Here is a 25400-nt window from a genome sequence, read left to right on the forward strand (position 1 = left end):
CCCAGGGTATCCACCTTGGACAAGGGTTGATCAGGTCGTTGGATTAACGCAATTCGTCAACCATGGTCTCAATGGTGCTCAATACATCTTTGCCCAGTTGCATCGAACGCTTGCCGGACCAGCCGGTGCGCGGATCCGGGTGGTCGTCATGATCCTTGAACGGCATCTCTAGGGTCAGGGACAGGCAATCGTATTTTTGGCCGACTGCGTTACAGGCCAGGGTCATGTTGGCCAGGCCCGGTGCGTCGCGGGTATAGCCGTGAGCGGTCTGAAAGTCTTTGGTCTGGTGCTTGAGATCGCTGCGAAAGCGCTCTTCAAGTTCGGCAATGCGTGGCGTGTAGCCGGGGTTGCCTTCGCAACCGGCGGTGAAGACGTGAGGGATTTCTTCGTCGCCGTGAACGTCCAGGAACAAATCTACGCCGTATTTTTCCATTTGCTGCTGGACGAAAAATACCTCAGGACTGATTTCCGGACTGGCGTTCTGCCACGCGCGGTTGAGATCCTGACCCATGGCATTGGTACGCAGATGGCCGTGGAAGGCACCGTCAGGATTCATGTTGGGCACCAGATACAGATCGGCCTTGGCGAGCAGTCGGTTCAAGCGCGTGTCGTCCTGATGTTGCAGGCGTTCGATCACGCCCTCCATGAACCACTCGGCCATGTGTTCGCCGGGATGCTGCTGGGCGATGATCCAGACCTTGCGTCGACCTTCGGCACCGCTGCCCTTGCGCAGTAGTTGAATGTCGCGGCCTTCCACGCTTTTGCCAATGGCCAGCAGTTCGGTCCCGGCCTTGTGCAGTGCCTGCTCGATCAACCAGTCGTGGCGACCGCGGCTGTAGGGTTCGAAGTAGGCAAACCAGGCATGAGACTGTTCGGCTTCCAAGTGAAAGCGCAGGGCGTCGCCTTCGAACTGTGTGGGAATACGGAACCAGTTGACGTGATCATAAGAGGCGACGGCCTGGTAACCCGTCCATGCCTTGTTGTAGGACGATTGACTGGCATTGAGCAAACGAAAGGAATATTCCTGGCCGACATGCAAGCCACTGGCCTTGAAGTGGAACCACTGGAAGTGGGCGCTACGGGTGTCGGGTCTGATCTTCAGCAGTGATTGCAAAGGATTGCTGATGTCGACGATCTCGATGTTGCCGCTGTCGAAATTGGCGCTGATATCAAAGGAAGATTTAGCCACGGTCACGGTTCCTGTGATGGATTTTATGACCGTTACTTTACACGCAAGGAGGAGGATGTCGGGGACGATTTGCGTGACAGAAAAGAGGGGGCGTCCTCCCTGGACGCTATTGGAGCTTAGTGAGTCCGCGATTGATTCTCAAGTGCTGCCTGTCGATAGTTTTCGTCGGTACGGCGTGGAGTGCTTGAAAAGGGATATTCATTTGCTATCATCGCCGCCATTGAATGAGCGACACCCAAAAGACTTCATTAGCCTGAAGCCATAAGCCGAAAAATCGGCAAAAAAAGACCCGGCAAAAAGCCGGGTCAAAAACCGTGATTAGCCTGATGAGGAGATATTCCAGAAGTCCGACCTAAGGTCTTCTGGCCTATCGACTGATCTCGCGACCAGCTGATGCAATAATAATCATTATCATTTGCAAGTCAAATGTTTTTATCCTGCCTATTGGAAAATATTTTCCTGGTCCCGCATTCGCGGTGCCATTCCCAAGTGTTACGCCTAACGAGTAGGGTAGCCATCCAGTGACCGGTCAAGCATCACCTTGACCAGATCAATCATATGCACCACTGAAAAAGCCAGGTCGCGGCTCGACCCTTGTAGTCGGCTGGCGGATTCCTGGGCGGTGGCGGCCGCACAGCGCAGCAGGTCGCAAGCATGGACCAAGGCCTCTTCTGCGCTGATGTTGCGGTTCACGTCGAAGAAGCGATGTTCTGCAGGCGCTTCTGACATACCCGGTTTCAAGTAGTAGTCCAGAGCGCGTTGGGCCGCCGGGCAGTCCTGCAGCGAGGTGAATGTACTGTCGAAAGGGCGAGTGGGCTCATCGTTGTTGAGTCTGTCCATGGTGTCTAGATTCTCCGTGTAGGGGCTGAAATCCTGAATCCAGAATAGTACCTATCGTAATTGTGACGATAATTTAAATACTACATTTTGTGTTTTGATGGTCGGAGCCAGCCAAGTATCGTGCCGCACATGGATAAATGGATAGAGTTGGTCAAGGCCAAGATGAAGGAGCTGCGCATCACGCAAGTGGTGCTCGCAGAACGTTTGGGGATGTCCCAGGGCGGCGTCGGCCATTGGCTGACCAAGCGCCGGCAACCCAGTGTCGACGACATGAACCGGGTCCTGCGGGAGCTGGGGCTGGAGTTTCTTGAAGTGGCAATGGTGATCCGCGAGCCGGACACCTCCACCGAGGAAGGCATGGCCCTGGCGCAGAAGTACAATCCGTACTTCCGCTACCCGGTAAGTGATTGGAGCGAGGTAGGCGAGATTCGCGAAGGCGATCTGCCGTCCTGCAGCCAGGCGCGCTATGAGCTGACGGACTATCACGCTCAGGGGGACGCATTCTGGCTGGTGGTGGTGGGAGATGCGATGACGTCACCCAGCGGGTTGAGCATTCCCGAGGGAATGTCGATCCTGGTGGACCCGGCCATTGACGCTGTGCCCGGCAAACTGGTGGTTGCCCAGTTGCCTGACAGCAGTGACGCCACCTTTCGCAAATTGATCGAAGAGAGCGGGCAGCGTTACCTGGTCCCGCTCAATCCCACCTACCCGAAAACCCTGTACACCGAGCAATGCCGCATCATCGGTGTGGTCGTGCAGGCCACCATCAGGTTCTGACTGGATCGGCCCGTGGGAGCGGGCCGATACTTATTCTTCGAACGCCACCAACGCGCAGCCCTCGCTGACCATTTCGCCTTCCTGGCAATACAGGGCCTTGATCACACCGGCCTGGGGCGCGCGAATGCTGTGCTCCATTTTCATCGCCTCCAATACCACCAGTTGCGCCCCGGCTTCCACCGTCTGGCCGGCACTCACCAGCACCCGAACAATACTGCCGTTCATGGGGGCGGTCAGGCCGCCTTGGTGGCTGTGGCTGGCTTCGGCGGCGGCCAGCGGGTCGTACACGTCGACTCGGTGCAGGTCACCTTCCCATTGCAGATACAGACTGTCGCCCTGGCGAATGGCGCGATGCTTGCGACGCAGGCCATCGTGCTCGATCACCAGTTGCTCACCCAGGAATTCTGTACGACCGGCCGTGACGTCCAGGGTCAACGCTCGATCCTGGCCCTCACAGCTAAGGTGCACAGTGGTCTGTCTTGGCAGCCCCAGACGCAGTCCTGCGGTGTTGGCCCAAGGTGAGTTGGCGTCATCGGGCCGTGCACGCGGCGTCAGGCTCAAGGCGAAGCCATGGGCCGCCGCGCGCCAGAAGTCGTCATCCAATTCGCCGGGCTCTGGCAATAGTTGCGTCTGGTAACGTGGGATAAATCCAGTGTCCAACTCCGCCGCCGCAAAGGCGGGGTGGGCCACGATGCGTCGTAGAAATCCGATGTTGGTTTTCAGCCCGCCGATGGCAAACTCGTCGAGCATGCTCAAAAGCCGCAACCGCGCCTGTTCACGATCCTCGCCCCAGGCAATCAGCTTGCCGAGCATCGGGTCGTAGAACGGTGAAATCTCATCGCCTTCCTCCACCCCGCTGTCGACCCGACGACCCGGTGCCGCACTCGATTCGCGATACAACGCCAGGCGCCCGGTAGCCGGCAGGAAGTCGTTGGCCGGGTCCTCGGCATACAGGCGCACTTCGATAGCGTGGCCCCGCAGTGGCACTTGCTCCTGGGTCATTGGAAGCCGCTCGCCACGTGCCACGCGAATCTGCCATGCCACCAGATCAAGGCCGGTTATGGCTTCGGTCACCGGGTGTTCGACTTGCAGGCGCGTGTTCATCTCCATGAAGAAGAACTCACCGCGCGCATCCAGCAGAAATTCCACGGTACCGGCACCGACATAGCCGATGGCTTGAGCCGAACGCACGGCGGCTTCGCCCATGGCCCGCCGCAGTTCCGGGCTCAGGCCCGGCGCGGGTGCTTCTTCGACGACCTTCTGATGCCGCCGCTGGATCGAGCAATCACGTTCATTGAGGTACAGACAGTTGCCGTGCTGATCGGCAAAAATCTGGATTTCCACGTGCCGTGGCTTGAGCAGGTATTTTTCCACCAGCATCCGCGAATCGCCAAACGACGATTGTGCTTCACGCTGGGCTGAAGCCAGGGCTTCGGCCAGTTGGCTGACGTCCTCGACCACTTTCATGCCCTTGCCACCGCCACCGGCAGTGGCCTTGAGCAGTACCGGATAGCCGATGCGTTCGCAGGCGTCGCGGAAGGTCTCCAGGTCCTGGGCTTCGCCGTGATAACCGGGCACCAGGGGTACGCCGGCGGTTTCCATCAGGGCTTTGGCGGCGGACTTGCTGCCCATGGCATCGATGGCCGAGGCGGGCGGGCCGAGGAAGATCAGGCCGGCGTTTTCGATGGCGCGGGCGAACCCGGCATTTTCCGAAAGAAAACCATACCCGGGATGGATAGCCTGGGCGCCGCTGGTCTTGGCCGCGTCGATCAGTTTGTCGATTTGCAAATAGCTGTCAGCGGCCTTGCTACCGCCCAGGTCTACACGGATATCGGCTTCACGGCTGTGACGGGCATCGCGATCGGTGGCGCTGTGGACGGCCACTGTGGTCAGCCCCATGGCCTTGGCGGTGCGCATCACGCGGCAAGCGATTTCACCACGGTTAGCCACCAGCAAGGTGGTGAGGATGGGGGCGCTCATCAACGCGGCTCCTTGTTGTTCGATTCGGCTTGCCAACTGGGCGAGCGCTTTTGCAGGAACGCTCGTAAACCTTCCTGGCCTTGCGCACTGACGCGGATGCGGGCGATGGCGTTTTCGGTGTAGCGCCGCAATGCCGGTGTCAGGGCGCCGTTGCCGACTTCACGCAACAATTCCTTGCTGGCGCGCATGGCCGCCGGACTGTTGAGCAACAGGTTGTCGACCCATTGTTCGACCTGCTGCTCCAGGGTTTCGGCCGGGTAACTTTCCGACAGCAACCCGATCTCTTTCGCCCGCTGTCCGTCGAAGCGTTCGGCGGTCAGGGCGTAACGCCGCGCGGCCCGCTCTCCGATGGCTTGCACCACGAAGGGGCTGATCACCGCCGGCGCCAGGCCGATGCGTACTTCCGACAGACAGAACTGCGCTTGATCGGCGCCAATGGCCATGTCGCAGGCGCTGATCAGCCCCAGCGCGCCGCCAAACGCCGCGCCCTGGACCACCGCCACGGTAGGAATTTTCAACTTGGCGAGGTTGTACATCAGCTCCGCCAGTTCCCGGGCGTCGTCCAGGTTGGTGTGGTAATCGAGTTCGGCTGACTGCTGCATCCAGGCCAGGTCGGCACCGGCGCTGAAGTGTTTACCGCGACCACGGATCAGCAGAAAACGCAGATTCGGATCACTGCTGACATGGTCCAGGGCAAGGATCAGCTCGCGGATCATTTCGGCGTTGAACGCGTTGTTTTTCTGTTCACGGCTGAGCCACAAGGTGGCAAAGCCGCGGGGGTCGCTGAGCAGTTCGAGGGTGTTGAAGTTATCCATGTGCATTCCCCGTTTACATCCGGAACACGCCGAAGCGGCTCGGTTCGATGGGCGCGTTCAACGACGCGGACAAGGCCAGGCCCAGTACATCGCGGGTCTGGGCGGGGTCGATGACGCCGTCGTCCCACAGCCTCGCGCTGGAATAGTAGGGGTGGCCCTGCTCTTCGTACTGATCGAGAATCGGTTGTTTGATTTCAGCTTCCTGGGCGGCGCTGAACGGATGGCCACTACGTTCGGCCTGTTCGCGCTTGACCTGCACCAATACGCCGGCGGCCTGTTCGGCACCCATCACGCCAATCCGCGCATTCGGCCACATCCACAGGAACCGTGGGTCGTAGGCGCGGCCGCACATGCCATAGTTGCCGGCCCCAAAGCTACCGCCGATGATGACCGTGAATTTCGGCACCTTGGCGCAGGCCACCGCCGTCACCAGCTTCGCGCCGTGCTTGGCGATGCCGCCGGCTTCGTATTTCTGCCCGACCATGAAACCCGTGATGTTTTGCAGGAACAGCAGCGGGATACCCCGCTGAGAGGCCAGCTCGATGAAGTGTGCGCCTTTCTGTGCGGCTTCGGCGAAGAGGATGCCGTTGTTGGCGAGAATCGCGATCGGGTAGCCGTGCAAGTGAGCAAAACCGCATACCAGCGTCGTCCCGAACAGCGCCTTGAACTCATCGAACACCGAACCGTCCACCAGCCGCGCAATCACTTCGCGCACGTCAAACGGCTGCTTGGCGTCCGCCGAAACCACGCCGTACAGCTCGTCGCTTGAATACAGCGGGGCGATGGGGGCGCGTTGCTGCACTTCGCCGAGCTTGCGCCAGTTGAGGTTGGCGACGCTGCGCCGAGCAATGGCCAGGGCGTGTTCATCGTTGTCGGCGTAGTGGTCGGCGACGCCCGAGATCTTGCAGTGCACATCGGCACCGCCCAGGTCTTCAGCACTGACCACCTCTCCGGTGGCAGCTTTTACCAACGGTGGTCCGGCGAGAAAGATCGTCGCCTGCTGGCGGACCATGATCGCTTCGTCGGCCATCGCCGGCACGTAGGCGCCACCGGCGGTGCAGGAACCCATGACCACGGCAATCTGTGGAATGCCCATGGCGCTCATGTTCGCCTGATTGAAGAAGATTCGCCCGAAGTGTTCACGGTCGGGAAACACTTCGTCCTGGCGCGGCAGGTTGGCACCGCCCGAATCCACCAGATAAATGCACGGCAGGCGATTTTGCTGGGCGATGGTCTGGGCTCGCAGATGTTTCTTCACCGTCAGCGGGTAGTAGGAACCGCCTTTTACCGTCGCGTCGTTGGCGACAATCATGCACTCGACGCCTTCCACCCGGCCGATCCCGGCAATCACGCCCGCGGCCGGCACGTCTTCGCCATACACCTCGTAAGCTGCCAGTTGGCTGATCTCGAGAAACGGCGAACCCGGATCGAGCAAGCGATTGATGCGCTCACGGGGCAGCAGTTTGCCCCGCGAGGTGTGGCGTTCCTGCGCCTTGGGGCCACCACCTTGTTGAACCTGAGCGAGCAGGGTGTGCAAAGCGTCGACCTGTTTGAGCATCGCCTCGCGGTTGGCAATAAATTCCGCTGAGCGCGGATTGAGCTGGGTATGCAGCGTGGCCATGGACAGCTCCGTTTAGCGGGTTTCGTTGAACAGTTCACGACCGATCAACATCCGACGAATCTCACTGGTGCCGGCACCGATTTCGTACAGCTTGGCGTCACGCAGCAGGCGACCGGCCGGGAATTCATTGATGTAGCCGTTACCCCCCAGAATCTGGATCGCGTCGAGGGCCATCTGCGTGGCGCGTTCGGCGCTGTAGAGGATGACCCCGGCGGCGTCCTTGCGGGTGGTTTCGCCGCGCTCGCAGGCTTGGGCCACGGCATAGAGATAGGCGCGGCTGGCGTTGAGTTGGGTGTACATGTCCGCGACTTTGCCCTGGATCAACTGGAATTCGCCGATGCTCTGGCCGAACTGCTTGCGGTCGTGGATGTACGGCACGATCAGGTCCATGCAGGCCTGCATGATCCCGGTAGGGCCGCCCGACAGCACGACACGCTCGTAATCGAGGCCGCTCATCAACACTTTCACGCCGCCGTTGAGCACCCCGAGGATGTTTTCTTCCGGGACTTCGACGTCATCGAAAAACAACTCGCAGGTGTTGGAGCCGCGCATGCCGAGCTTGTCGAATTTGTTGCTGCGACTGAAGCCCTTCCAGTCGCGCTCGACGATGAAGGCGGTAATGCCGTGGGGGCCTTTTTCCAGGTCGGTCTTGGCGTAGATCACGTAGGTGTTGGCGTCGGGACCGTTGGTGATCCAGGTCTTGCTGCCGTTGAGCACGTAGTGATCGCCGCGCTTGTCGGCCCGCAGCTTCATCGACACCACGTCAGAGCCGGCGTTGGGTTCGCTCATGGCCAGCGCGCCGATGTGTTCGCCGCTGATCAGCTTGGGCAGGTACTTGGTTTTCTGTTCGTGATTGCCGTTGCGGTTGATCTGGTTGACGCAGAGGTTGGAGTGGGCGCCGTAGGAGAGCGCGACCGAGGCCGAGCCGCGGCTGATTTCTTCCATTGTCACCACGTGGGCCAGATAGCCCAGACCCGCGCCGCCATATTCTTCCGGGACGGTGATGCCCAGCAGGCCCATGTCGCCGAATTTGCGCCACATGTCGGCAGGGAACAGGTTGTCGATGTCTATCTGGGCGGCCCGTGGCGCTAGCTCAGCTTTGACGAAGGCCTGCACCTGATCACGAAGCATGTCGATGGTTTCGCCGAGGGCAAAGTTCAGGGATGGGTAGCTCATGGGACACCTTTTGGCTTTTTTGTCGGGTGTGGAGAGGGGGGGATTGGTTCTCACCTTTACGTTAACGTAAGCCTGTGACGAATGACTGTCAATCACCCTTTACGTTAACGTCAACTTGCGCCACAGTAAGTGCGCTTGAGTCAGCAGGTTCACCGATACACCCACTAATAAAGACAAGAGGGGTCATCATGGATCAACCCGGTTCGCAATCGCAGCTCAGCTACACCCGCGGCTCTCAGGACAAGACTCTACTGGCGCACACCATCGGCGAGGCCTTCGATCAGACTGTGGCCCGGTATCCCGATGGCGAGGCGTTGGTGGTTCGCCACCAATCGTTGCGTTATACCTGGCGGCAACTGGCCGAAGCCGTCGACTTGCACGCCCGAGCCCTATTGGCGCTGGGCTTGAAAGCCGGCGACCGTCTTGGCGTGTGGGCCCCCAACTGTGCTCAGTGGTGCATCAGCCAGTTCGCCAGCGCGAAGATCGGTGTCATTCTGGTCAACATCAACCCGGCGTATCGCAGTTCCGAACTCGAATACGTGCTCAAGCAGTCGGGTTGCCAATGGCTGGTCTGCGCCGCAGCGTTCAAAACCTCGGATTATCACGCCATGGTGCAAGCGCTTGCGCCTGAGCTGGCGCAGCAGTCGATAGGTCAGTTACACAGCGCGGGTCTGCCGGAGCTACGCGGGGTCATCAGTCTGGATGCTCAACCCCCCTCAGGTTTTTTGCCCTGGTCGCAACTGGCAGCCCTTGGCGCTGCGGTTTCGCCTGAGCAACTGGTCGAGCGCCAAGCCAGCCTGCATCATGATGACCCGGTGAATATCCAGTACACCTCCGGCACCACTGGGTTTCCCAAGGGCGCAACCCTCAGCCATCACAACATCCTCAACAATGGGTACATGGTCGGCGAAAGCCTGGGACTGACGGCGAGCGACCGGCTGGTGATCCCGGTACCGCTCTACCATTGTTTTGGCATGGTCATGGGCAATCTGGGCTGCATGACCCACGGCAGCACCATGATCTACCCCAACGACGCCTTCGATCCGTTGCTGACCCTGCGTACCGTGGCCGAAGAAAAAGCCACGGCGCTGTATGGCGTGCCCACCATGTTCATCGCCATGCTGGACCAGCCGCAACGAGGCGATTTTGATTTGTCCAGCCTGCGCACCGGGATCATGGCCGGGGCCACTTGCCCCATTGAGGTGATGCGCCGGGTCATCAGCGAGATGCACATGGCCCAAGTGCAAATTGCCTACGGCATGACGGAAACCAGCCCGGTGTCGTTGCAGACCGGTCCTTCAGACGAGCTGGAGTTGCGCGTGACCACCGTTGGCCGTACCCAGCCGCAGTTGGAAAGCAAGATCGTCGACGAGGCCGGCAATATCGTTCCCCGTGGCACCATCGGCGAGTTGTGTACCCGTGGCTACAGCGTGATGCTCGGTTACTGGAACAACCCCAAGGGCACCGCCGACGCCATCGATCGGGACGGTTGGATGCACACCGGCGACCTGGCGAGCATGGACGAACAGGGTTACGTCTGCATCGTCGGGCGCAACAAGGACATGATCATCCGTGGTGGTGAGAACATTTACCCGCGTGAGCTGGAAGAATTCTTCTTCACTCACCCCGCTGTTGCTGATGTGCAAGTGATCGGCATTCCGTGCTCGCGCTACGGTGAAGAAATCGTCGCCTGGATCAAGTTCCATCCCGGCCACAGCGCCACCGAGCAAGCGTTGCAGGCCTGGTGCAAAGAGCGCATTGCTCACTTCAAGACGCCACGTCATTTCAAGTTCGTCGAGGAGTTCCCGATGACCGTGACCGGCAAGATCCAGAAGTTTCGCATGCGCGAAATCAGCATTGAAGAACTGCGTGATAAAGAAGGCTGAACAAGATCCCCTGTGGGAACGGGCTTGCTCGCGAAGACGGCGGCATAGTCAACATTTATGTCGCTTGGCACACCGCTTTCGCGAGCAAGCCCGTTCCCACAAGAAAATAGCAAACGCCAGACAGCACAAAGGGGAGCCGAAGCTCCCCTTTAATTTTGTCGTCACGTGCTCTTTTTTTATTATTGAGGGGCGGCCTGTTGTTGTTTTTAGTAGCCGTGACCCTTTACCGCTGTTTTGGTGATCCCCATCCGGGATCAAGAGCAAACGTATTTTTTTGAGCGCTGATCTGCTTTTTCGCTTTGCGATCCAACCGATTCGGGGGCTACCTGAAGGTAGTTTTATTGTTCTCTGCCCGGTTGCGGGTTGCTCCTGAAAGCACCCTGAAAAGCCCATCTTCTCCAAAAAAATCTGTTAGCTGCGCCTCTGTCGTGTTGTTTTTGTTATGTCAGAGTCGTTTCGTCTTGTTTTTATTGGGTTTGTCGCTTTTTTTATTCTTGTTATGCCAGAGATATAGCAGGTGCCGTGCCAACTTTTAAAAAATGAACAAAATCAATGAGTTATGAATTCTGGTAGAAAAAGCTGTCAGACCAAACCTGACAAATTGTTTCCGTGTTACTCGTTTCGTAGCTGTTACACAGGGAGCGGTAACACCTCACTGTGCGGCGCGCGCCTTGGCTACCCGCGAACCGGTAGGGCGACCCAGCACGTCACAGATCTGCCGGCCGGCACCCATCAGTGCGTCCAGGTCGACGCCGGTTTCAATGCCCAGGCCATTGAGCAGGTACAACACGTCTTCGGTGGCAACGTTACCGCTGGCGCCCTTGGCATACGGGCAACCGCCCAGGCCTGCGATAGAACTGTCGAACACGGCGATGCCTTCCAGCAGACTGGCGTAGACGTTGGCCATGGCTTGGCCGTAGGTATCGTGGAAGTGCCCGGCAAGCTTGTCCCTGGGCACTTGTGCCGAAACCACCTCGAACATCTTGCGTGTGGCGCCAGCGGTGCCGGTGCCGATGGTGTCTCCCAAGGACACCTCGTAGCAGCCCATTGCATACAGTTCGTGGGCGACCCACGCCACTTGTTCGGGCTTGACCGCGCCTTCGTACGGGCAGCCCAGCACGCAGGAGACGTAACCGCGCACGCTGACACCGTTCTGCCGGGCGGCTTCCATGATCGGCACGAAGCGCTCAAGGCTTTCCTTGATGGAACAGTTGATGTTGCGCTGGGAGAACGCTTCGGACGCGGCGGCGAACACGGCGACCTCTTTCACGCCGGCCGCCAGCGCGTCTTCAAACCCCCGCAGGTTCGGCGCCAGGGCGCCATAGGTGACGCCGGGTTTGCGCTGGATCTGCGCGAACACCTCGGCGGAACCGGCCATTTGCGGCACCCACTTGGGCGAGACAAAACTGCCGACTTCGATATAACCCAGGCCGGCGGCGCTCAGGGCATCGACCAGGCGCACTTTGTCGGCGACACTGATGGGTTGTGCTTCATTCTGCAGGCCGTCGCGGGGGCCAACTTCAATCAGGCGTACAAAGGAGGGAAGGGACATGGGGATTGACCTGTAGTTGAGTGCGCCGATCCAATGTGGGAGCGGGCTTGCTCGCGAAAGCAGTGTGACAGTCGCCAGATGAGCTGAATGTAAGTCTGCATTCGCGAGCAAGCCCGCTCCCACATGGGATTGGCGTCGTTATTGGATGAATTCCTGGCCTTTGATCGTCTGCTCCAGGGCCTGGATGCAGCGTTCTTCGGCGGTGTCGAGTTCCAGTTTCATCTGTTCGATGTCCAGCAGTTGCTGTTCGAGCTGCTCCCGGCGCTCGGTGATCTTCGCCAGCATGCTGTGCAGTTGTTTCTGATTGCCGCTGGTGGGGTCGTAGAGTTCGATCAGTTCACGGCACTCGGCCAGGGAAAAACCGATGCGTTTGCCTCGCAGGATCAGCTTCAGGCTGACCTTGTCCCGAGGTGAATAAATGCGTTCCTGGCCACGTCGCTCCGGGCTCAGCAGGCCTTGCTCTTCATAGAAGCGGATGGCCCGGGTGGTGATATCCAGTTCGCGGGCGAGGTCGGAGATGCTGTAGGTCTGGCTGCTCATGGAAGCGCTCGAAACGAAAGGGGCTGGCGCTAAGCTAATGGCAGGTTGACGTTCACGTCAAGCAGTCGTAGGTGCGTTGCCTGTACAGACCTATTCGCGAGCAAGCCCGCTCCCACAGGTTCTGCGTTGTACACAAATGTTGCGTGTACTGCAGGTCCAATGTGGGAGCGGGCTTGCTCGCGAAGAACGATGACGCGGTCCTCAGTTTTACACCACCTTATCAAGCTTCTTCTCATGCGCCGTCACCTGCTGGCACAGCTCGATCATTTGTTCGCGCATCCAGCGGTTGGCCGGGTCCTGGTCGGTGCTTTCATGCCAGTAGAGATGGGTTTCCACGGGGGGCACATCGTTGACCGGCAACACAAAGGCATGCAGATCGTGACGACGGGCAAAGCGCTCGGGAACGGTCATGACCATGTCGGTCTGTTGCAACACCTGGGACGCCATCAAGTAATGCTGGGAGCGCAGGGCGATCTTGCGCTGGATGCCCATCTTGCCCAGGGCCAGGTCGACATAACCCAGACCGTTACGGCGGCTGGAAATATGCACATGAGTTTGGGCCAGGTAATCATCGAGGCTGATTTTTTCCTTGCTCGCCAGTGGGTGCCCCTTGCGCATGGCGCACACGTACCGGTCTTCCATCAGCTTGACGTGGCGTACTTGCGGGTCGGTATTGAGTGGCGCGTCGACGGCGAAGTCGAGGCGACCGGCGGCCAGTTCCTTGGTGGTTTCACGGCGCTTGGACAGGAAACTCTCGATGGCCACGGTCGGCGCCAGACGTCGCAGGCGCTGGAACAGCAGTGGCAGGATCACGCCTTCGGTAAGGTCGGTCATGCTGATGCGGTAGGTCTTGACCGCTTGCAGCGGATTGAAGATCCGGCTTTCCTGCACCGACACCCGCAACAGTGACAAGGCATTGCGCACCGGGCCGATGATGTTCTGGGCCATGGGCGTGGGCACCATGCCCTGGGCCGTGCGCACGAACAGCGGGTCATTGAAGGTCTCGCGCAAACGCGCCAGGGCATTGGACACCGCCGGCTGAGTGATGCCGACGATCTGCCCGGCGCGGGTCAGGTTGGCTTCGGTGTAGATCGCATCAAAGACGATGAAAAGGTTGAGGTCGACCTTGCTCAGATTCATGGCGCTGCACTCTTGTTATTGGGCTTGTTCTTAAGCTTGTTGTGAGGTGCCGGGTGGCGATGCAAATCAGTGAACCATATATCGGTGATGAATGTTAATACACGCCGAGAATAGGTTAGGTAAATTTTCGTAGCTGAACTAGCATCGATTTCATGACCTAAAAACAACCTCTGCCAAGAAGGTGCTTCTCATGGATTTTGCGTATTCCCCCAAGGTTCAGGAACTGCGTGAACGTGTCACCGCGTTCATGGACGCCTACGTATACCCGGCTGAAGCAGTGTTCGAACGACAAGTGGCCGAAGGCGACCGCTGGCAGCCCACCGCCATCATGGAAGAGCTCAAGGCCAAGGCCAAAGCCGAGGGGCTGTGGAATCTGTTCCTGCCCGAGTCTGAGCTGGGCGCTGGCCTGACCAACCTCGAATACGCGCCATTGGCAGAGATCATGGGCCGTTCGTTGCTGGGGCCGGAGCCGTTCAACTGCTCGGCGCCGGACACGGGCAACATGGAAGTGCTGGTGCGTTACGCCAATGAAGAACAGAAACAACGCTGGCTGGAACCGCTGCTGCGCGGCGAGATCCGCTCGGCCTTCGCCATGACCGAGCCGGACGTTGCTTCTTCGGACGCCACCAACATGGCCGCCCGCGCCGAGCGCGATGGCGACGAGTGGGTGATCAACGGCAAGAAGTGGTGGACCTCTGGGGCCTGTGATCCGCGCTGCAAGATTCTGATCTTCATGGGCCTGAGCAACCCCGACGCGCCGCGTCATGCCCAGCACTCGATGATTCTGGTGCCGGTGGACACACCTGGGGTAAAAATCGTACGTCCGCTGCCGGTATTCGGCTACGACGATGCGCCCCACGGCCACGCCGAAGTGCTGTTCGACAATGTGCGGGTGCCGTACGAAAACGTCTTGCTGGGCGAAGGGCGCGGTTTTGAAATTGCCCAGGGTCGCCTCGGCCCAGGCCGGATCCACCACTGCATGCGTTCCATCGGCATGGCCGAGCGTGCATTGGAGTTGATGTGCAAACGTGCCGTCAGCCGCACCGCCTTCGGCCAGCCATTGGCGCGCCTGGGCGGCAACGTCGACAAGATCGCCGATTCACGGATGGAAATCGACATGGCGCGCCTGCTGACCTTGAAAGCGGCGTACATGATGGACACCGTCGGTAATAAGGTTGCCAAGAGTGAGATCGCCCAGATCAAGGTCGTTGCGCCGAACGTGGCCTTGAAGGTCATCGACCGGGCAATCCAGATCCATGGTGGCGCCGGGGTTTCCAACGATTTCCCGCTGGCCTACATGTACGCCATGCAACGCACCTTGCGCCTGGCCGACGGCCCGGATGAAGTGCACCGCGCCGCCATCGGCAAGTTCGAAATCGGCAAGTACGTGCCCAAGGAGATGTTGCGCAGCGGGCGTTGAAGGCTTCGTTTAGCGGCTTTCTATTGGATGAGCCAGTCAGAGCCCACCGCCATCCCCTGTGGGAGCGGGCTTGCTCGCGAATGCGGTTTGTCTGAACAGTTGATGTTGAATGTGCCTGCGTCTTCGCGAGCAAGCCCGCTCCCACAGTTGATTGCAGGCGTCCATTAATGGATGACCCTGTGGGAGCGAGCCTGCTCGCGATGCGTCCTGCAATGTGACGCGGGAAGTCAGCTCACTCCTTGACGCTCATGTATTCCTCAGCCCAACGGATGTAATCCTCGGGCTGGGTGTACGTGTGGGTCAGCTCGGTGGCGCTCAGGTCCGACGCCTGGGTGAAGATCTGCCGCTGTTCGCGCAGGCTGTCATAGGTGGCCTTGATCGCGGCGAAGTAAGCACCGTGACCATCAATGGTGACGCGCACGCCGAGCTCTGCCAGGCGTTTGTCGTCACGCAGCAACGGATTGCCATAGGTGACGAGCATCAACGGCACGCTCAGGTTTTCGCTGATCTGCGCCAGGTGGTCGAAGTCCTGCACACCCACCATGCAAATCCCGTCGGCGCCGGCACGTTCATATTGCTGGGTCCGACTGATGATTTCCTGGACCGGTAAGATCCCGGCGTTGGTGCGGGCAATGATCGCCATTTCCGGGTCGACCCGGGCTTCCAGCGCTGCGCGAATCTTGCCGACGCCTTCGGCAACGCCGATCAGGTCGGTGGATTTGCGGCCGAACTGGGCCGGCAGCAGCGTGTCTTCGATGGTCAGGGCCGCCACGCCGGCGCGTTCGAGTTCGATGATGGTGCGCATCACGTTCAGGGCGTTGCCATAACCGTGATCGGCGTCGGCAATTACCGGCAGTTGGGCTACGCGGCCAATGCGCGTGGCCTGCTCGGCGAATTCGCTGAGTGTGATGAGGGCAAAGTCCGGCGCCCCCAACACTTGCAGCGACGCGACCGAGCCTCCCAGTATCCCTACTTCAAAACCCAGGTCGGCGGCGATGCGCGCTGACATCGGATCAAACACCGAGGCGGTGTGGTAACAGGTTTCGCTCGCCAGCAGTTGGCGAAAGTTGCGACGCAAGTCTTGATGGGAAAGCCTGGGCATATGAGTTCCACCATTGGAATGGAAAGGCTTGAGCAAAAGTGTCAACGCCGAAAGATCCAAAGGCTATCACGGGCAAGGTTCAAAGATGATGACGAATGTGCATAGGGGATGCTTGCGCCGAATAGAGGGGCTGCAGACCTGACGGTTTGCAGCCTGGCAAATACCATCACCCGATGGGCAGTCAGTCCTTGATCGGTACGCTCCAGATCTGTTTGATTTCATGGATGTTGCCGACGTTGTAACGAGTCGGGAATCCAGGAATCGTGCAGTAGATTTCGTTCTCCAGCTGCGTTGAGGTATCGATCACATGGCTACCTGCCCGCAGTAAGGGCACTTCAGTCCAGTTTTTCATCAGGTTATTCATGGTTTTCTCCTTCTTTTGTTACCGGGCAGAGAAAGACTGCTCGGGGTTTAGTAATGACAGCGTGTCGTTAAACAGCGCTACTTCCTGTGTAGCGATGCCGGGGTAAAGCGGTGTGTAATTATGATCGAAGCACCAGGCCTCGTCAGTTTTGGTCGGGTGTTCGGGGTGAATAAGCAAACTCAGTGATGCGGACATGGTGTGCGGCGCGATTTGTTTATGGACTTCCCGAAGTGCAGGCATGTACAGAACTTCACCCGGAGCAAGTTTAAGTATTCGTGCTTTGCCCAGTCGAGGTGTTTTGCCCGTTTGCAGTGGAAAGCCATCGAGTATTTCACGTATGAGCGTTGTGTAGCCCTCGCCACTATAGCCGACTGCATACATTTCAAAGTCATGGTTGTGATTCAGGTTGTAGATGAAAGTTTCGCTCTCATCCTGGGTTTGCACTGGCGACCAGAACCCCAGTCGAAGGGTAAATAGATTATTGCTGAACAGTACAAATGCATAGGCATGGTAGAGACTGTTGCGTGGAACAAAACCGTGTTGCTGGATCGTGGCGTACAAATGGTTGCTCAATAAAGAACGGTTGGTTGCCAGCTGACGCAAATCCGCAATGATTTTGCTTTTGTCTCTTTGCATGTCATAAGTTTCCAGGCGCTCGACAAAGGTCTCCAGATTCATGCCGCTTTCTCCAGCGGAGCAAGTAAATTGTCCAGTCGTGTGTCCTGGCGTTTTTTCAGGAGCGGGACGTAATTCAATGCGATCTGTGGGTCAGCCTGATAAAGCATCTGGAAGGCTTTCCACGCCACGGCGGGGTGGTAGTGATAGACCAGTTCCTCGGCAACCCTTGTCCTCTCGGGGTCCTGGAGCGTTTCGAGTAACTCAAGACTCACCAGATACCGGGCAGCACTTTCGTCGTGAGGCAGCCAGGCAACTTTGCGCAATGAGACACGGTGAAACACGCTGATGTCTGCACTTCTGTCTGGCCAGTTGATCCTGCCCATCAATCCACCGGATTCAAAGTCCAATGGCAAGTAGTCAAATACTGTTCGGCTGCCATCAATGATCAGCGGACTGTTTTTGTCGATGATCACTGCATCGCTTTTTTCAAGTTGATGCGAATTCAGGGTATATCGCTGAACTTTGAAAGGGCGGTCGACCGCGAACACGATGCTTTGTCCGGGCACTGAGTATAGAGGCGATGAGGCTGTTTCGGCTGTAAGTGCCTTGATGCTTATATTGCCAATGCTTGTACGGTGTAATGTAATGGTGCCTGTGTGCAGGTTGGTAATGTTCATGATGGCCGCGCGTCGGGATTGCGCTGTGGCAAATGTAGATTGAGCACCCAGGTGAGTGATCAGTTGATTGATTTCTGCTGTCATGTCTAATGTTTTTATTTTATCCACTATGTGTTCTGGCGGAAGTTTTTTGGTAATTAGAGTGTTTAGCATGAATATAGTCGTGGCAGTGGGTCGGTGTTTGAAAGTATGAGTTTTGTGTGGGTGAGAGGCAATTATGGAATTGTCGGCAAGTATTACTGTCCAGCGCGCTTCTATTAATTAACTCTGCAGCGCAGGGCGTTAGCGCGGATAAATCACAGCATGGCCCTCACGTTGCGGGAGGGATTGAAGCGGAGCACGACAAGTTGTAAGCAATGATTGATTTGACCACGATGCCGGCAAAGGGGCGGAGGCTGATGCGTGTCCGTGGACGAAGTCTTTGTGCTCGAACCAGGCCTACGCCGCCACCGCCTGCCGCCCCTGTTTAAGCAACGCCACGGCGCGCACCGTGTCACCTGGTTGCATTTGCAGACGTTTGGCCGTGAGGCGGTCCACCAGCAGGCTGTGGCCGTGCAGGTGTGCTCGGGCACTGGTAACGCGGCAGCTCGCCAGCCGTCGGTTATGGATCAGCCAGAGCGGTGCCTGTTCGTCCGGCGTGCCGATGGCCAGGGTCAGCGACTGGCTGTCGCGTACGGTCCGGATTTTCGCCACTGGCGCTTCGATCACCGGGCCGCCATCGAAGATGTCGATGTAGCCTTTATGGGTAAAACCCTCGGCGCCGAGGATTTTCAGGGCCGGCTCGGTGTTCGGGTGGGCCCTGCCGATAGCCGCCTGGGCCTGTTCGGTGAGCAGACAGGTGTACAGCGGTTGGCGTGGCATCAGCTCGGCGATGAAGGATTTGTTGCCCATGCCGGACAATTGGTCGGCGTAGCTGAAGTCTTTCTGGAAGAAGTGTCGGCCCAGGCTGTCCCAGAACGGTGAGCAGCCGTGCTCGTCGGCGTGCCCTCGCAACTCGGCGATCAGTTTCTCACCGAACAACTGGGAAAACTCGGCCACGAACAGCAAGCGCGACAGGGACAGCAGGCGTCCGTTATGGCCGCGGCGTTGTTCGGGATGCAGGAACAAGGAGCAGATCTCCGATTGCCCGGTCATCTCATTGTTGAGGAACAGCGTGGGTATCTGCCGCTGGATGCCCAGTTCAGGCGCGGAGCTGACGGTGACCCCGACTCGATAGTTGTACCAGGGCTCACGTAGCCCGACCGCGCCGGTCAGGGCGCTGATACCGACTACTTGCCGATCATCGTCCTCGAGCACAAACAGGTAATCGGCGTCGGCGCGTTCGACTTGTCCGGCAAAGGTGCGCTGGGCCCAGCGCACTCGATGGGCCAGGCGTTCTTCGTTGGCCGGCAGGCTGGTGAACCCGGGACCCGCGCAATGGGCCAGGTCCAGCAAGGCGGGCAGATCCGTCAGAGCGACCGGGCGCACAATCATGATGCAGCTCCTTCATGGTGCCAGTCGGGGCGCTGATGCCGGGCGGGGAATCGCGTCAGATTCATAGCGCAACCACCCGGGCCCGCTCGCCGTCGGTGATACCCAGTGCTGCCAGCATCTGCGGTGTCAGGGACGCGGTGCCCTCGGCACTGACGTCAAGCTCGGCCACGATGGCCCGGTAATTCTTCAGGCCGTCGTTGCTCAGCAGAAAGCGCCCGCCCAGGTCAATGTTTGAGCATTGTCGGGCCGTGGCTATACGGCTTTGGGTGATGGAGCGGATGTTCGCCACACGAGCATGCAGTGTCGGCCCGCCGTCGAAGATATCCACGTAGCTGTTGGTTTCGAAACCCTCGCGCTCCAGGATGTCGAAGGCTTCCTGGCCGTCGGGATGCACCCGACCGATACAGGCTTGGGCCGCCTGAGACAGCATGGGTACATAAATCGGGTATTGCGGCATCAGTTCGGCGAGAAAGGTGCGGCTCTGCAGCCCGCACAAGCGTTCGGCTTCGGCGTAGGGCAGGTCGAAAAAATGCTGGCCAACGGCATCCCAGAACGGTGACTGACCGTCATCGCTGCTGAAGCCAACGATCTCGGTGATCACTGATTCGGCAAAACGTTGCGGATGGGCGGCGATGAACATCAGCCGCGCCCGGGACAGCAACTCCGATTCCGGCGTGCGTACCCGTTCGGCGTCGATATGAAAGCCGCGCAGCAGCGTCTGGCCATTGAGGTCCTGGCACAGCGACAGCGCGGGTACGCCGTGCTGGATGTTCAATTCCCGGGACTCGCTGGTAAACGGTCGATGACGCAGGCTGTAGAACGGCTCATTGCAGCCGGTGCTGGCGAGAATCTCGGAACAGCCGGTCAATTGCCCGGATGCCAGGTCCTCCAGGACGAAGAAATAATTCTCTGCACCAGGGCTCTGCACGTCGGTCTCGAACGAGGCACATGAATCGAGGATTTTGTCCCTCAGGCGTTCGGTATCGTCGGGAAGCGATGTGACGCCCACCAGACTGTCACGGGCCAGTTGCTGCAATTGCGGCAGGTCGCTTAATTGAACTGGACGTAAGGCCAGCATGGATTGCACTCCTTTTCCAAAGAGCCCGGTGACGTGCACCGGGCTTGACGATCACTGTCGATGTCCACGCATTGTGACGACGGCTGGTCGAACCCCTTCGACCGCCGATCCTCACTGTCCCGCAGGGTCAGGCAGGGCAGTATCGGTGCCGAACTTATTGAGCACGGCCAGATAGACCAGGCCTGCGGCAATCCATATCAAGCCGAGCTTCTGCGCATCCACGCCCATGTTGTACATGATGGCCGCGACAATGCCGAAGCCGATCAAAGGGCAGATCAGGTGACGAATCACCTGGCCGGACCGCTGGCGGCGCCAGTGATGGTTGATCACGGTGATATGCAACAACATGAAGCCGCTCAAGGCGCCGAAATTGACCAGGGAAGTCAGGGTGTCCACGGCATCGATGAACAGGTAGCAGATCAACAGCGACAGCACCGCTACCAGATAGATGCTCAAGTATGGGGTGTTATGTTTCGGATGGACCTTGGCCAACACCTTGGGCAACTTGCCGTCCCGGGCCATGCCGAACAACAGCCGCGATACCGCCGCTTGCGAGGTGATCGCCACAGCCACGCCCCAGGCCAGCGCCGTGGCGACGGCGGTCAAAGTGGCCAGCCAACTGCCGGCCGCCAATTCGGCGATTTCATAAAACGCGGTATCGGCCGATTTGAAGCCCATACCGGCCGCCAGGTCGGTGGCAATCCAGGTCTGCACGACGAAAATCACTCCCATCACCAGCAGCGTGATCAACGCTGCCTTGCCCACGCTGCGCCCCGGATCATTCTTGATTTCTTCGGCCAGGGTGGAAATGGCATCGAAGCCCAGGAACGACAACACGGCGATGGACACGGCCTGCATCAACAGCGCGAAATCAAAACGCTCCGGGCTGTACAGCGGCGCCAGGGTCAGTTGGCCGTTACCGGCGCCACCCTGCAAGGCATTCCAGGCGTAGAACAGGAAAATGGCCAGCACCATCAGTTGCGCCAGCAGGAAAATGATATTCATCCGTGCGGTGAAGGTGATGCCCCGCAGATTGACGAAGGTCGCGCTGACCAGGAATGCCAGAATGAAACCGACCTTGGGAACGTCCGGGTACAGATGGTTCAGTGCCATGGCGGCGTAGACATAGAGCAGGGGCGGGATCAGCAGATAGTCCAGCAGCATCAGCCAACCGGCGATGAAGCCCACGTGTGGGTTAAGGCCCCGTTGCGCGTAGGAATAGACGGAGCCGGCCACCGGAAAAGCCCTGGCCATGCTGCCGTAGCTCAAGGCCGTGAAGAGCATCGCCACCATGCCGATGATATACGCCAACGGCACCATCCCCGGCGCCTCGGCGTTGACGTAGCCATACACGCCGAACGGTGCGATGGGGATCATGAAAATCATCCCGTACACCACCAGGTCCGTCAGCGACAGGCTGCGCTTCAATTCCTGTTTATAGCCAAATGCCTCGATACTCATAAGCCGTTCTCCCTCTCAGCTGTGTGTGGGTGTGCTCTTGCTTGTCGCTTGCCGCTCAAACCTTGCCGCTGCTTTCCTACAACAACGGCGCCAAATAAGCACTCCAGGCCTGCACCGCTGTCGGGCTGCGGAGCAGGTCGTTGCGCACTTCGATCAACACCGAATCCAGGCCGCGTCCATCGCCATGTACCGGAACCGTCATATCGGTCGAAGGGTTGATCTTGTACGGCTGGTTGCCGGCGACCCGCAGCGAGTGCCGGCTTAGCCCGTCGACGATGCGTTGGGCATAGTCCTTGGCCTCGCCGAACAGCACGCCCGCTTCCAGGGCGCGCGGTTGGCCGTAGAACACCGGCGTAAAACTGTGGATGCCCACCACCCGCACCGTCCGGTTGTCGGCCAGACGCTGGTCGATCAACGCTCGCAGTCGATCATGGAAGGGATGGAACAGGCACCGCTGGCGATATTCACGGGTGGCCTCATCCAGGGACTGGTTGCCCGGAATCTGGTAGATCTCGCTCTGGTGCGGGATGCTGTCGGCGACGTGAAGGGGACGGTTCAGGTCGATCAGCAGCCGTGAATAGTTGGCCGCCAGCAAGGTCGCTCCCAGGGTTTCGGACAGTCGTTCGGCCAGCGCCAGGGCACCGATATCCCAGGCAATGTGCTCCTGGGCCGCCGTCTCATCCAGGCCAAGGTCGTTCAACGCGGCGGGAATAAAGCGGTCGGCGTGTTCACAGACCAGGATCAACGGGTGTTCGGCGTCTTCCCGGATCAGGCGATAAGCCGGCCCGGTATAAAGGCCCGATTCAGCACATTCAATAGATTCGCGCATAGTGCTCACACAGCTCGGCAGGTGACAGCGCCTGGGTCAAGGCCAGCTCCTGGGCCTTCAAGGCGAAATAGGTTTCGACCAGCGGGCCGGGCAGGGCTTCCAACAGCGCCCCGCTGTGGCGCAGGCAATCCAGGGCCTGGGCCAGGGTCGTCGGCAGGGCGATAATGCCACGGGCACGACGTTGTTCTTCGTTCAATTCATCGGGTATTTCATCGGTGACCGCCGTGAGCGCCAGCCGTTGCTCGATGCCCAGTCGCCCGGCGATCAACAGCGCCGCCAGCGCCAGGTGCGGCGAAGCGGTGGCGTCCATGGCGCGAAATTCCAGGTTGTACTGGGTCGCCACCGGTTTTCCGCTCACGCTCACCGTCGGGCAGATGCGCAACGCCGCTTCGCGGTTACGTTGCCCCAGGCAGGCGTAGGATGCGCTCCAGTGATGGGGTTGCAGCCGCTCATAGGACACCGGTGTCGGCGCGGTGATCGCGCACAGGGCGGGCAGATAGCGCAGCACCCCGGCGGCCCAGTGCTGGCCCAGGTCCGACAGGCCGTTGGCGCCGCCAGCATCATGCAGCACGGGGACGCCGTCCAGGTCTTGCAGACTCATGTGCAAATGCACGCCGTTGCACACGGCATGTTCCGAAGTCTTGGGGGCGAAACTCACCTCCAGGCCCATTTGCTGGGCGATCTCCCGGGTGATTTCCCGCACGTTCACTGCACGGTCGGCGGCGGCCACGCCCAGGGTCGGGCGGCAGGTGATTTCATATTGATGCTTGCCGTATTCCGGCAGGAACATTTCCGGTTCGACGCCGCCTGCCCGCAATGCGCTGAGCAACCATCCGGCGAACCCGGCCTGCTGGCGCTGGGCCTGGAGGCTGAAGGCCAGGCGATCCGGTTGGGGGTGAGGGGTATCGAGGTTGAATTCATGCTCGAACGCGGCGAACACCTGCAGGCCCAGCTCGGCGCGATAACGTTGCACTTCGTCATGCAGCAATGTGCGAGGGCAAGCGCCCCAGGCCCGACCATCGGTTTCCCGCACATCGCAATGAATGAAATCCAGGGCAGGCGCCTGGGCATCCGGGCCATTGTCGACAGTGACTCGGCTGGAGAGGTCCGGGATCAGTCGCAGGTCGCCATAAGCGCCCCACGGGTTGGCCGAGGCGATGATGTCCTGGGGCGTCAGCGCACTGTTGGCCGGCACCCAGCCACAACCGGCGTCGACGTAATGGGGCAGTTCATCACTGGGCAACGAGCGACCGCGGGTCACGCCGATCAGGTCGGTGCAGACCAGCGTGGACACGGGCAGCGGGGCCAGGGGCGTCGCGGGATCGAGACGGCTCACGGTTGCATCTCCTGCAACCGACCGAGCACGGTGTCGGTATCGGTGATCCAGCAATAACCTTTGATCGCATTCAGGCAGGCCAGATGACGTTGTTCGCTGTAAGTGGCGCAGGCATCTTCCACCAGTGTGACCAGATAGCCGCGGTCGGCGGCGTCGCGCACGGCCATGTCGACGCACTGGTCGGTGACGATGCCGGCGATGATCAGATGACGGGTCTGCAGGTTGCGCAGCACGTAATCGATGTTGGTGGAGTTGAAGACCCCCGAAGACGTCTTGGGCAGCACGATTTCATTTTCCCGCGGTGCCAACTCGGCGATGATCTGGGCTTGCGGGCTGTCTTTGGGCAGGTGCATGTCCGACAGCTTGTGGTCCAGCGAGCGATCGCGACCATCGGCAGTCAGGCTCTGGATGTGGGTGTGCAACACGTTTTGCTGCGCCGCCCGCACCGCTTCGAGCAGGCGCTGCTGATTGGGGATCACCTGCTGGCGGGCACGGCGGATGAAATAGTCGGCCTCGGGCGTGGCCAGGTGGGCATCGAATTGCGGTTCCAGCCAAGCGCGTTGCATGTCCACCAGCAGCAAGGCGGTATGGTCGCAGGCGAATGGCAAATCCCGAGGGGAGTGGTGAGGGAGCGAGAACATCCTTATTTTTCCTCCAACAGGTGCGTGTTGAACGCCGTGCGCAAGGTGTCGATACCTTCCAGGCGCTCGGCCAGATCAGGGCATTGCAAAGTCAGGCAGGCGATGAGGGCTTCGACCTGGGCCAGTGCCGGCACCAGGCTGTCGAAGGCCGAGATCGATTCCACCGGAGCGCTGATGATCAGGTCGGCCAGTTCCCGTAGCGGTGAGGTGTAGACGTCGCTGAACAGCACCACCCGCGCGTGGCGCTCCTTGGCCGCGCTGGCCACGCGTTGGGCCTGGGCCTGATAGCGACGATAATCGAAAATCAGCACCACATCCTGGCGCTGCACGTCGAACAACCGGTCGGGTAACTGGGCGTTGTCTTCCAGGGCAAAACAACCCGCACGCAGCAAGCGCAAGTGGTTGAGCAGGTATTGGGCAAGGAAGCTGCTGAAGCGCCCGCCAAAACAATGCACCTGATGCCGGCTGTCGAGCAGCCATTGCACGAGAATACGCACGTCTTCGGGTTGAGTCAGGGCCTGGGTGTCGGTGAGGATACGCTGGCTGGTGGCCAGGTACTGGCTCCAGGTGTCGCCTTGCTGCAATTTGGCCCGCGGTTGCAACAGGGTGCGAGGGGAGCGCAGGCGATGGTCCATGTCACTGAGCAGCGCATCCTGGAATTCGGCATAACCGCCAAATCCGAGTTTTTTCACCAGCCGCACGATAGTCGGATCACTGACCCCGGCATGATCGGCCAGGCGCGACATTGGCCCGAGGCCGTTGCGCGGGTAATGATCAAGCAGGGCCCGTACGACCTTGCGTTCTGACGGCGTCAAAACCAAGCCCGGATCGGTAATCAGGTCTCGAAGAGGCGGCATCCGTGCTCCTTGCCTGGATGGGTGTTGG

General features: G+C 59.5%; 23 protein-coding genes. 3 read left to right on the forward strand and 20 right to left on the reverse strand.

The genetic code is table 11. The annotated features are described in order from the left end of the window. Positions 1-43: 43 nt before the first annotated feature. The gene (locus BMY45_RS20180) at positions 44-1195 is read right to left on the reverse strand and encodes a M14 family metallopeptidase (RefSeq protein ID WP_092400619.1); all 1152 of its coding nucleotides are present in this window, start codon (positions 1193-1195) and stop codon (positions 44-46) included. Positions 1196-1687: 492 nt separating this feature from the next. Continuing rightward, on the reverse strand, positions 1688-2029 hold the full coding sequence (locus BMY45_RS20185) for a DUF6124 family protein (protein WP_092400621.1): 342 nt from the start codon (positions 2027-2029) through the stop codon (positions 1688-1690). A gap of 129 nt (positions 2030-2158) precedes the next feature. On the opposite strand from BMY45_RS20185, the gene BMY45_RS20190 reads away from it, so the two are divergent. Next, positions 2159-2806 carry a LexA family protein gene (locus BMY45_RS20190; RefSeq protein WP_092400623.1) on the forward strand — a complete coding sequence of 216 codons (648 nt, stop codon included), beginning with the start codon at positions 2159-2161 and terminating at the stop codon, positions 2804-2806. Positions 2807-2836: 30 nt separating this feature from the next. Here BMY45_RS20190 and BMY45_RS20195 read toward each other — a convergent pair whose 3' ends face one another. From BMY45_RS20195 to BMY45_RS20210, 4 genes are read right to left on the reverse strand one after another with little or no spacing between them, the layout of a single operon-like run. Beyond that, positions 2837-4786 carry an acetyl/propionyl/methylcrotonyl-CoA carboxylase subunit alpha gene (locus tag BMY45_RS20195; protein ID WP_092400625.1) on the reverse strand — a complete coding sequence of 650 codons (1950 nt, stop codon included), beginning with the start codon at positions 4784-4786 and terminating at the stop codon, positions 2837-2839. Continuing rightward, positions 4786-5601 (reverse strand): gamma-carboxygeranoyl-CoA hydratase, encoded by an 816-nt coding sequence (locus BMY45_RS20200; RefSeq protein ID WP_092400627.1) that lies wholly within the window; start codon positions 5599-5601, stop codon positions 4786-4788. The genes BMY45_RS20195 and BMY45_RS20200 overlap by 1 nt, the downstream gene beginning before the upstream one ends. A gap of 13 nt (positions 5602-5614) precedes the next feature. After that, positions 5615-7222 (reverse strand): carboxyl transferase domain-containing protein, encoded by a 1608-nt coding sequence (locus BMY45_RS20205; protein ID WP_092400629.1) that lies wholly within the window; start codon positions 7220-7222, stop codon positions 5615-5617. A gap of 12 nt (positions 7223-7234) precedes the next feature. Next, positions 7235-8398 carry an isovaleryl-CoA dehydrogenase gene (locus BMY45_RS20210; RefSeq protein WP_047228468.1) on the reverse strand — a complete coding sequence of 388 codons (1164 nt, stop codon included), beginning with the start codon at positions 8396-8398 and terminating at the stop codon, positions 7235-7237. Between the two features lie 188 nt (positions 8399-8586). Here BMY45_RS20210 and BMY45_RS20215 point away from each other — a divergent pair, with 188 nt between their 5' ends. Further along, a complete protein-coding gene (locus BMY45_RS20215; protein ID WP_092400630.1) occupies positions 8587-10284 on the forward strand; it encodes an AMP-binding protein in 1698 nt (565 codons plus the stop codon). A gap of 652 nt (positions 10285-10936) precedes the next feature. On the opposite strand, the gene BMY45_RS20225 is transcribed toward BMY45_RS20215, so the two are convergent. The 3 genes from BMY45_RS20225 to BMY45_RS20235 all read right to left on the reverse strand — a co-directional run bounded on the left by BMY45_RS20225 (position 10937) and on the right by BMY45_RS20235 (position 13516). Beyond that, positions 10937-11836, reverse strand: a complete 900-nt coding sequence (locus tag BMY45_RS20225; protein WP_092400634.1) for a hydroxymethylglutaryl-CoA lyase — start codon at positions 11834-11836, stop codon at positions 10937-10939. Positions 11837-11974: 138 nt separating this feature from the next. Continuing rightward, positions 11975-12376: a MerR family transcriptional regulator gene (locus BMY45_RS20230; RefSeq protein ID WP_092400636.1), complete on the reverse strand. Its 402-nt coding sequence runs from the start codon at positions 12374-12376 to the stop codon at positions 11975-11977. Positions 12377-12583: 207 nt separating this feature from the next. Beyond that, the gene (locus tag BMY45_RS20235) at positions 12584-13516 is read right to left on the reverse strand and encodes a LysR family transcriptional regulator (protein ID WP_092400638.1); all 933 of its coding nucleotides are present in this window, start codon (positions 13514-13516) and stop codon (positions 12584-12586) included. A 190-nt stretch (positions 13517-13706) separates the two neighbouring features. On the opposite strand from BMY45_RS20235, the gene BMY45_RS20240 reads away from it, so the two are divergent. Continuing rightward, positions 13707-14936: an acyl-CoA dehydrogenase gene (locus tag BMY45_RS20240; RefSeq protein WP_047228463.1), complete on the forward strand. Its 1230-nt coding sequence runs from the start codon at positions 13707-13709 to the stop codon at positions 14934-14936. Between the two features lie 232 nt (positions 14937-15168). On the opposite strand, the gene BMY45_RS20245 is transcribed toward BMY45_RS20240, so the two are convergent. The 11 genes from BMY45_RS20245 to BMY45_RS20295 form a co-directional block, all read right to left on the reverse strand. Continuing rightward, on the reverse strand, positions 15169-16038 hold the full coding sequence (locus BMY45_RS20245; protein WP_047228462.1) for an isocitrate lyase/PEP mutase family protein: 870 nt from the start codon (positions 16036-16038) through the stop codon (positions 15169-15171). 181 nt (positions 16039-16219) lie between these two features. Beyond that, on the reverse strand, positions 16220-16402 hold the full coding sequence (locus BMY45_RS20250) for a hypothetical protein (RefSeq protein WP_092400640.1): 183 nt from the start codon (positions 16400-16402) through the stop codon (positions 16220-16222). An 18-nt stretch (positions 16403-16420) separates the two neighbouring features. Beyond that, positions 16421-17080 (reverse strand): transposase, encoded by a 660-nt coding sequence (locus BMY45_RS20255; RefSeq protein WP_092400642.1) that lies wholly within the window; start codon positions 17078-17080, stop codon positions 16421-16423. Then, on the reverse strand, positions 17077-17850 hold the full coding sequence (locus BMY45_RS20260) for a hypothetical protein (protein WP_256573674.1): 774 nt from the start codon (positions 17848-17850) through the stop codon (positions 17077-17079). The genes BMY45_RS20255 and BMY45_RS20260 overlap by 4 nt, the downstream gene beginning before the upstream one ends. Positions 17851-18135: 285 nt before the next feature. Beyond that, on the reverse strand, positions 18136-19170 hold the full coding sequence (gene astA, locus BMY45_RS20265; RefSeq protein ID WP_092400644.1) for an arginine N-succinyltransferase: 1035 nt from the start codon (positions 19168-19170) through the stop codon (positions 18136-18138). Between the two features lie 61 nt (positions 19171-19231). Continuing rightward, positions 19232-20248, reverse strand: coding sequence for an arginine N-succinyltransferase (locus BMY45_RS20270; protein WP_092400646.1), 1017 nt, complete (start codon positions 20246-20248; stop codon positions 19232-19234). Between the two features lie 111 nt (positions 20249-20359). Then, positions 20360-21709, reverse strand: a complete 1350-nt coding sequence (locus BMY45_RS20275; RefSeq protein ID WP_092400648.1) for an APC family permease — start codon at positions 21707-21709, stop codon at positions 20360-20362. A 76-nt stretch (positions 21710-21785) separates the two neighbouring features. Continuing rightward, positions 21786-22538, reverse strand: a complete 753-nt coding sequence (locus BMY45_RS20280; RefSeq protein WP_092400650.1) for an N-formylglutamate amidohydrolase — start codon at positions 22536-22538, stop codon at positions 21786-21788. After that, positions 22522-23874 (reverse strand): type I glutamate--ammonia ligase, encoded by a 1353-nt coding sequence (locus BMY45_RS20285; RefSeq protein WP_092400652.1) that lies wholly within the window; start codon positions 23872-23874, stop codon positions 22522-22524. The genes BMY45_RS20280 and BMY45_RS20285 overlap by 17 nt, the downstream gene beginning before the upstream one ends. After that, positions 23871-24515, reverse strand: coding sequence for a cysteine hydrolase family protein (locus BMY45_RS20290; RefSeq protein WP_092400654.1), 645 nt, complete (start codon positions 24513-24515; stop codon positions 23871-23873). The genes BMY45_RS20285 and BMY45_RS20290 overlap by 4 nt, the downstream gene beginning before the upstream one ends. Before the next feature lie 2 nt (positions 24516-24517). After that, positions 24518-25372 (reverse strand): MurR/RpiR family transcriptional regulator, encoded by an 855-nt coding sequence (locus BMY45_RS20295; protein WP_047228455.1) that lies wholly within the window; start codon positions 25370-25372, stop codon positions 24518-24520. Positions 25373-25400: the final 28 nt, after the last annotated feature.

Source organism: Pseudomonas sp. NFACC39-1 (assembly GCF_900110355.1).
GTDB classification, from domain to species: Bacteria; Pseudomonadota; Gammaproteobacteria; order Pseudomonadales; family Pseudomonadaceae; genus Aquipseudomonas; species Aquipseudomonas tehranensis.

Coding starts and splice junctions, on each gene's coding strand:
- BMY45_RS20230 (WP_092400636.1), bottom strand. CDS start 12,376: ATGAGCAGCCAGACCTACAGCATCTCCGACCTCGCCCGCGAACTGGAT.
- BMY45_RS20235 (WP_092400638.1), bottom strand. CDS start 13,516: ATGAATCTGAGCAAGGTCGACCTCAACCTTTTCATCGTCTTTGATGCG.
- BMY45_RS20260 (WP_256573674.1), bottom strand. CDS start 17,850: ATGCTAAACACTCTAATTACCAAAAAACTTCCGCCAGAACACATAGTG.
- BMY45_RS20205 (WP_092400629.1), bottom strand. CDS start 7,222: ATGGCCACGCTGCATACCCAGCTCAATCCGCGCTCAGCGGAATTTATT.
- BMY45_RS20185 (WP_092400621.1), bottom strand. CDS start 2,029: ATGGACAGACTCAACAACGATGAGCCCACTCGCCCTTTCGACAGTACA.
- BMY45_RS20290 (WP_092400654.1), bottom strand. CDS start 24,515: ATGTTCTCGCTCCCTCACCACTCCCCTCGGGATTTGCCATTCGCCTGC.
- BMY45_RS20270 (WP_092400646.1), bottom strand. CDS start 20,248: ATGCTGGCCTTACGTCCAGTTCAATTAAGCGACCTGCCGCAATTGCAG.
- BMY45_RS20275 (WP_092400648.1), bottom strand. CDS start 21,709: ATGAGTATCGAGGCATTTGGCTATAAACAGGAATTGAAGCGCAGCCTG.
- BMY45_RS20190 (WP_092400623.1), top strand. CDS start 2,159: ATGGATAAATGGATAGAGTTGGTCAAGGCCAAGATGAAGGAGCTGCGC.
- BMY45_RS20245 (WP_047228462.1), bottom strand. CDS start 16,038: ATGCCCAGGCTTTCCCATCAAGACTTGCGTCGCAACTTTCGCCAACTG.
- BMY45_RS20255 (WP_092400642.1), bottom strand. CDS start 17,080: ATGAATCTGGAGACCTTTGTCGAGCGCCTGGAAACTTATGACATGCAA.
- BMY45_RS20200 (WP_092400627.1), bottom strand. CDS start 5,601: ATGGATAACTTCAACACCCTCGAACTGCTCAGCGACCCCCGCGGCTTT.
- BMY45_RS20295 (WP_047228455.1), bottom strand. CDS start 25,372: ATGCCGCCTCTTCGAGACCTGATTACCGATCCGGGCTTGGTTTTGACG.
- BMY45_RS20250 (WP_092400640.1), bottom strand. CDS start 16,402: ATGAATAACCTGATGAAAAACTGGACTGAAGTGCCCTTACTGCGGGCA.
- astA (WP_092400644.1), bottom strand. CDS start 19,170: ATGATTGTGCGCCCGGTCGCTCTGACGGATCTGCCCGCCTTGCTGGAC.
- BMY45_RS20225 (WP_092400634.1), bottom strand. CDS start 11,836: ATGTCCCTTCCCTCCTTTGTACGCCTGATTGAAGTTGGCCCCCGCGAC.
- BMY45_RS20195 (WP_092400625.1), bottom strand. CDS start 4,786: ATGAGCGCCCCCATCCTCACCACCTTGCTGGTGGCTAACCGTGGTGAA.
- BMY45_RS20240 (WP_047228463.1), top strand. CDS start 13,707: ATGGATTTTGCGTATTCCCCCAAGGTTCAGGAACTGCGTGAACGTGTC.
- BMY45_RS20215 (WP_092400630.1), top strand. CDS start 8,587: ATGGATCAACCCGGTTCGCAATCGCAGCTCAGCTACACCCGCGGCTCT.
- BMY45_RS20280 (WP_092400650.1), bottom strand. CDS start 22,538: ATGCGCGAATCTATTGAATGTGCTGAATCGGGCCTTTATACCGGGCCG.
- BMY45_RS20210 (WP_047228468.1), bottom strand. CDS start 8,398: ATGAGCTACCCATCCCTGAACTTTGCCCTCGGCGAAACCATCGACATG.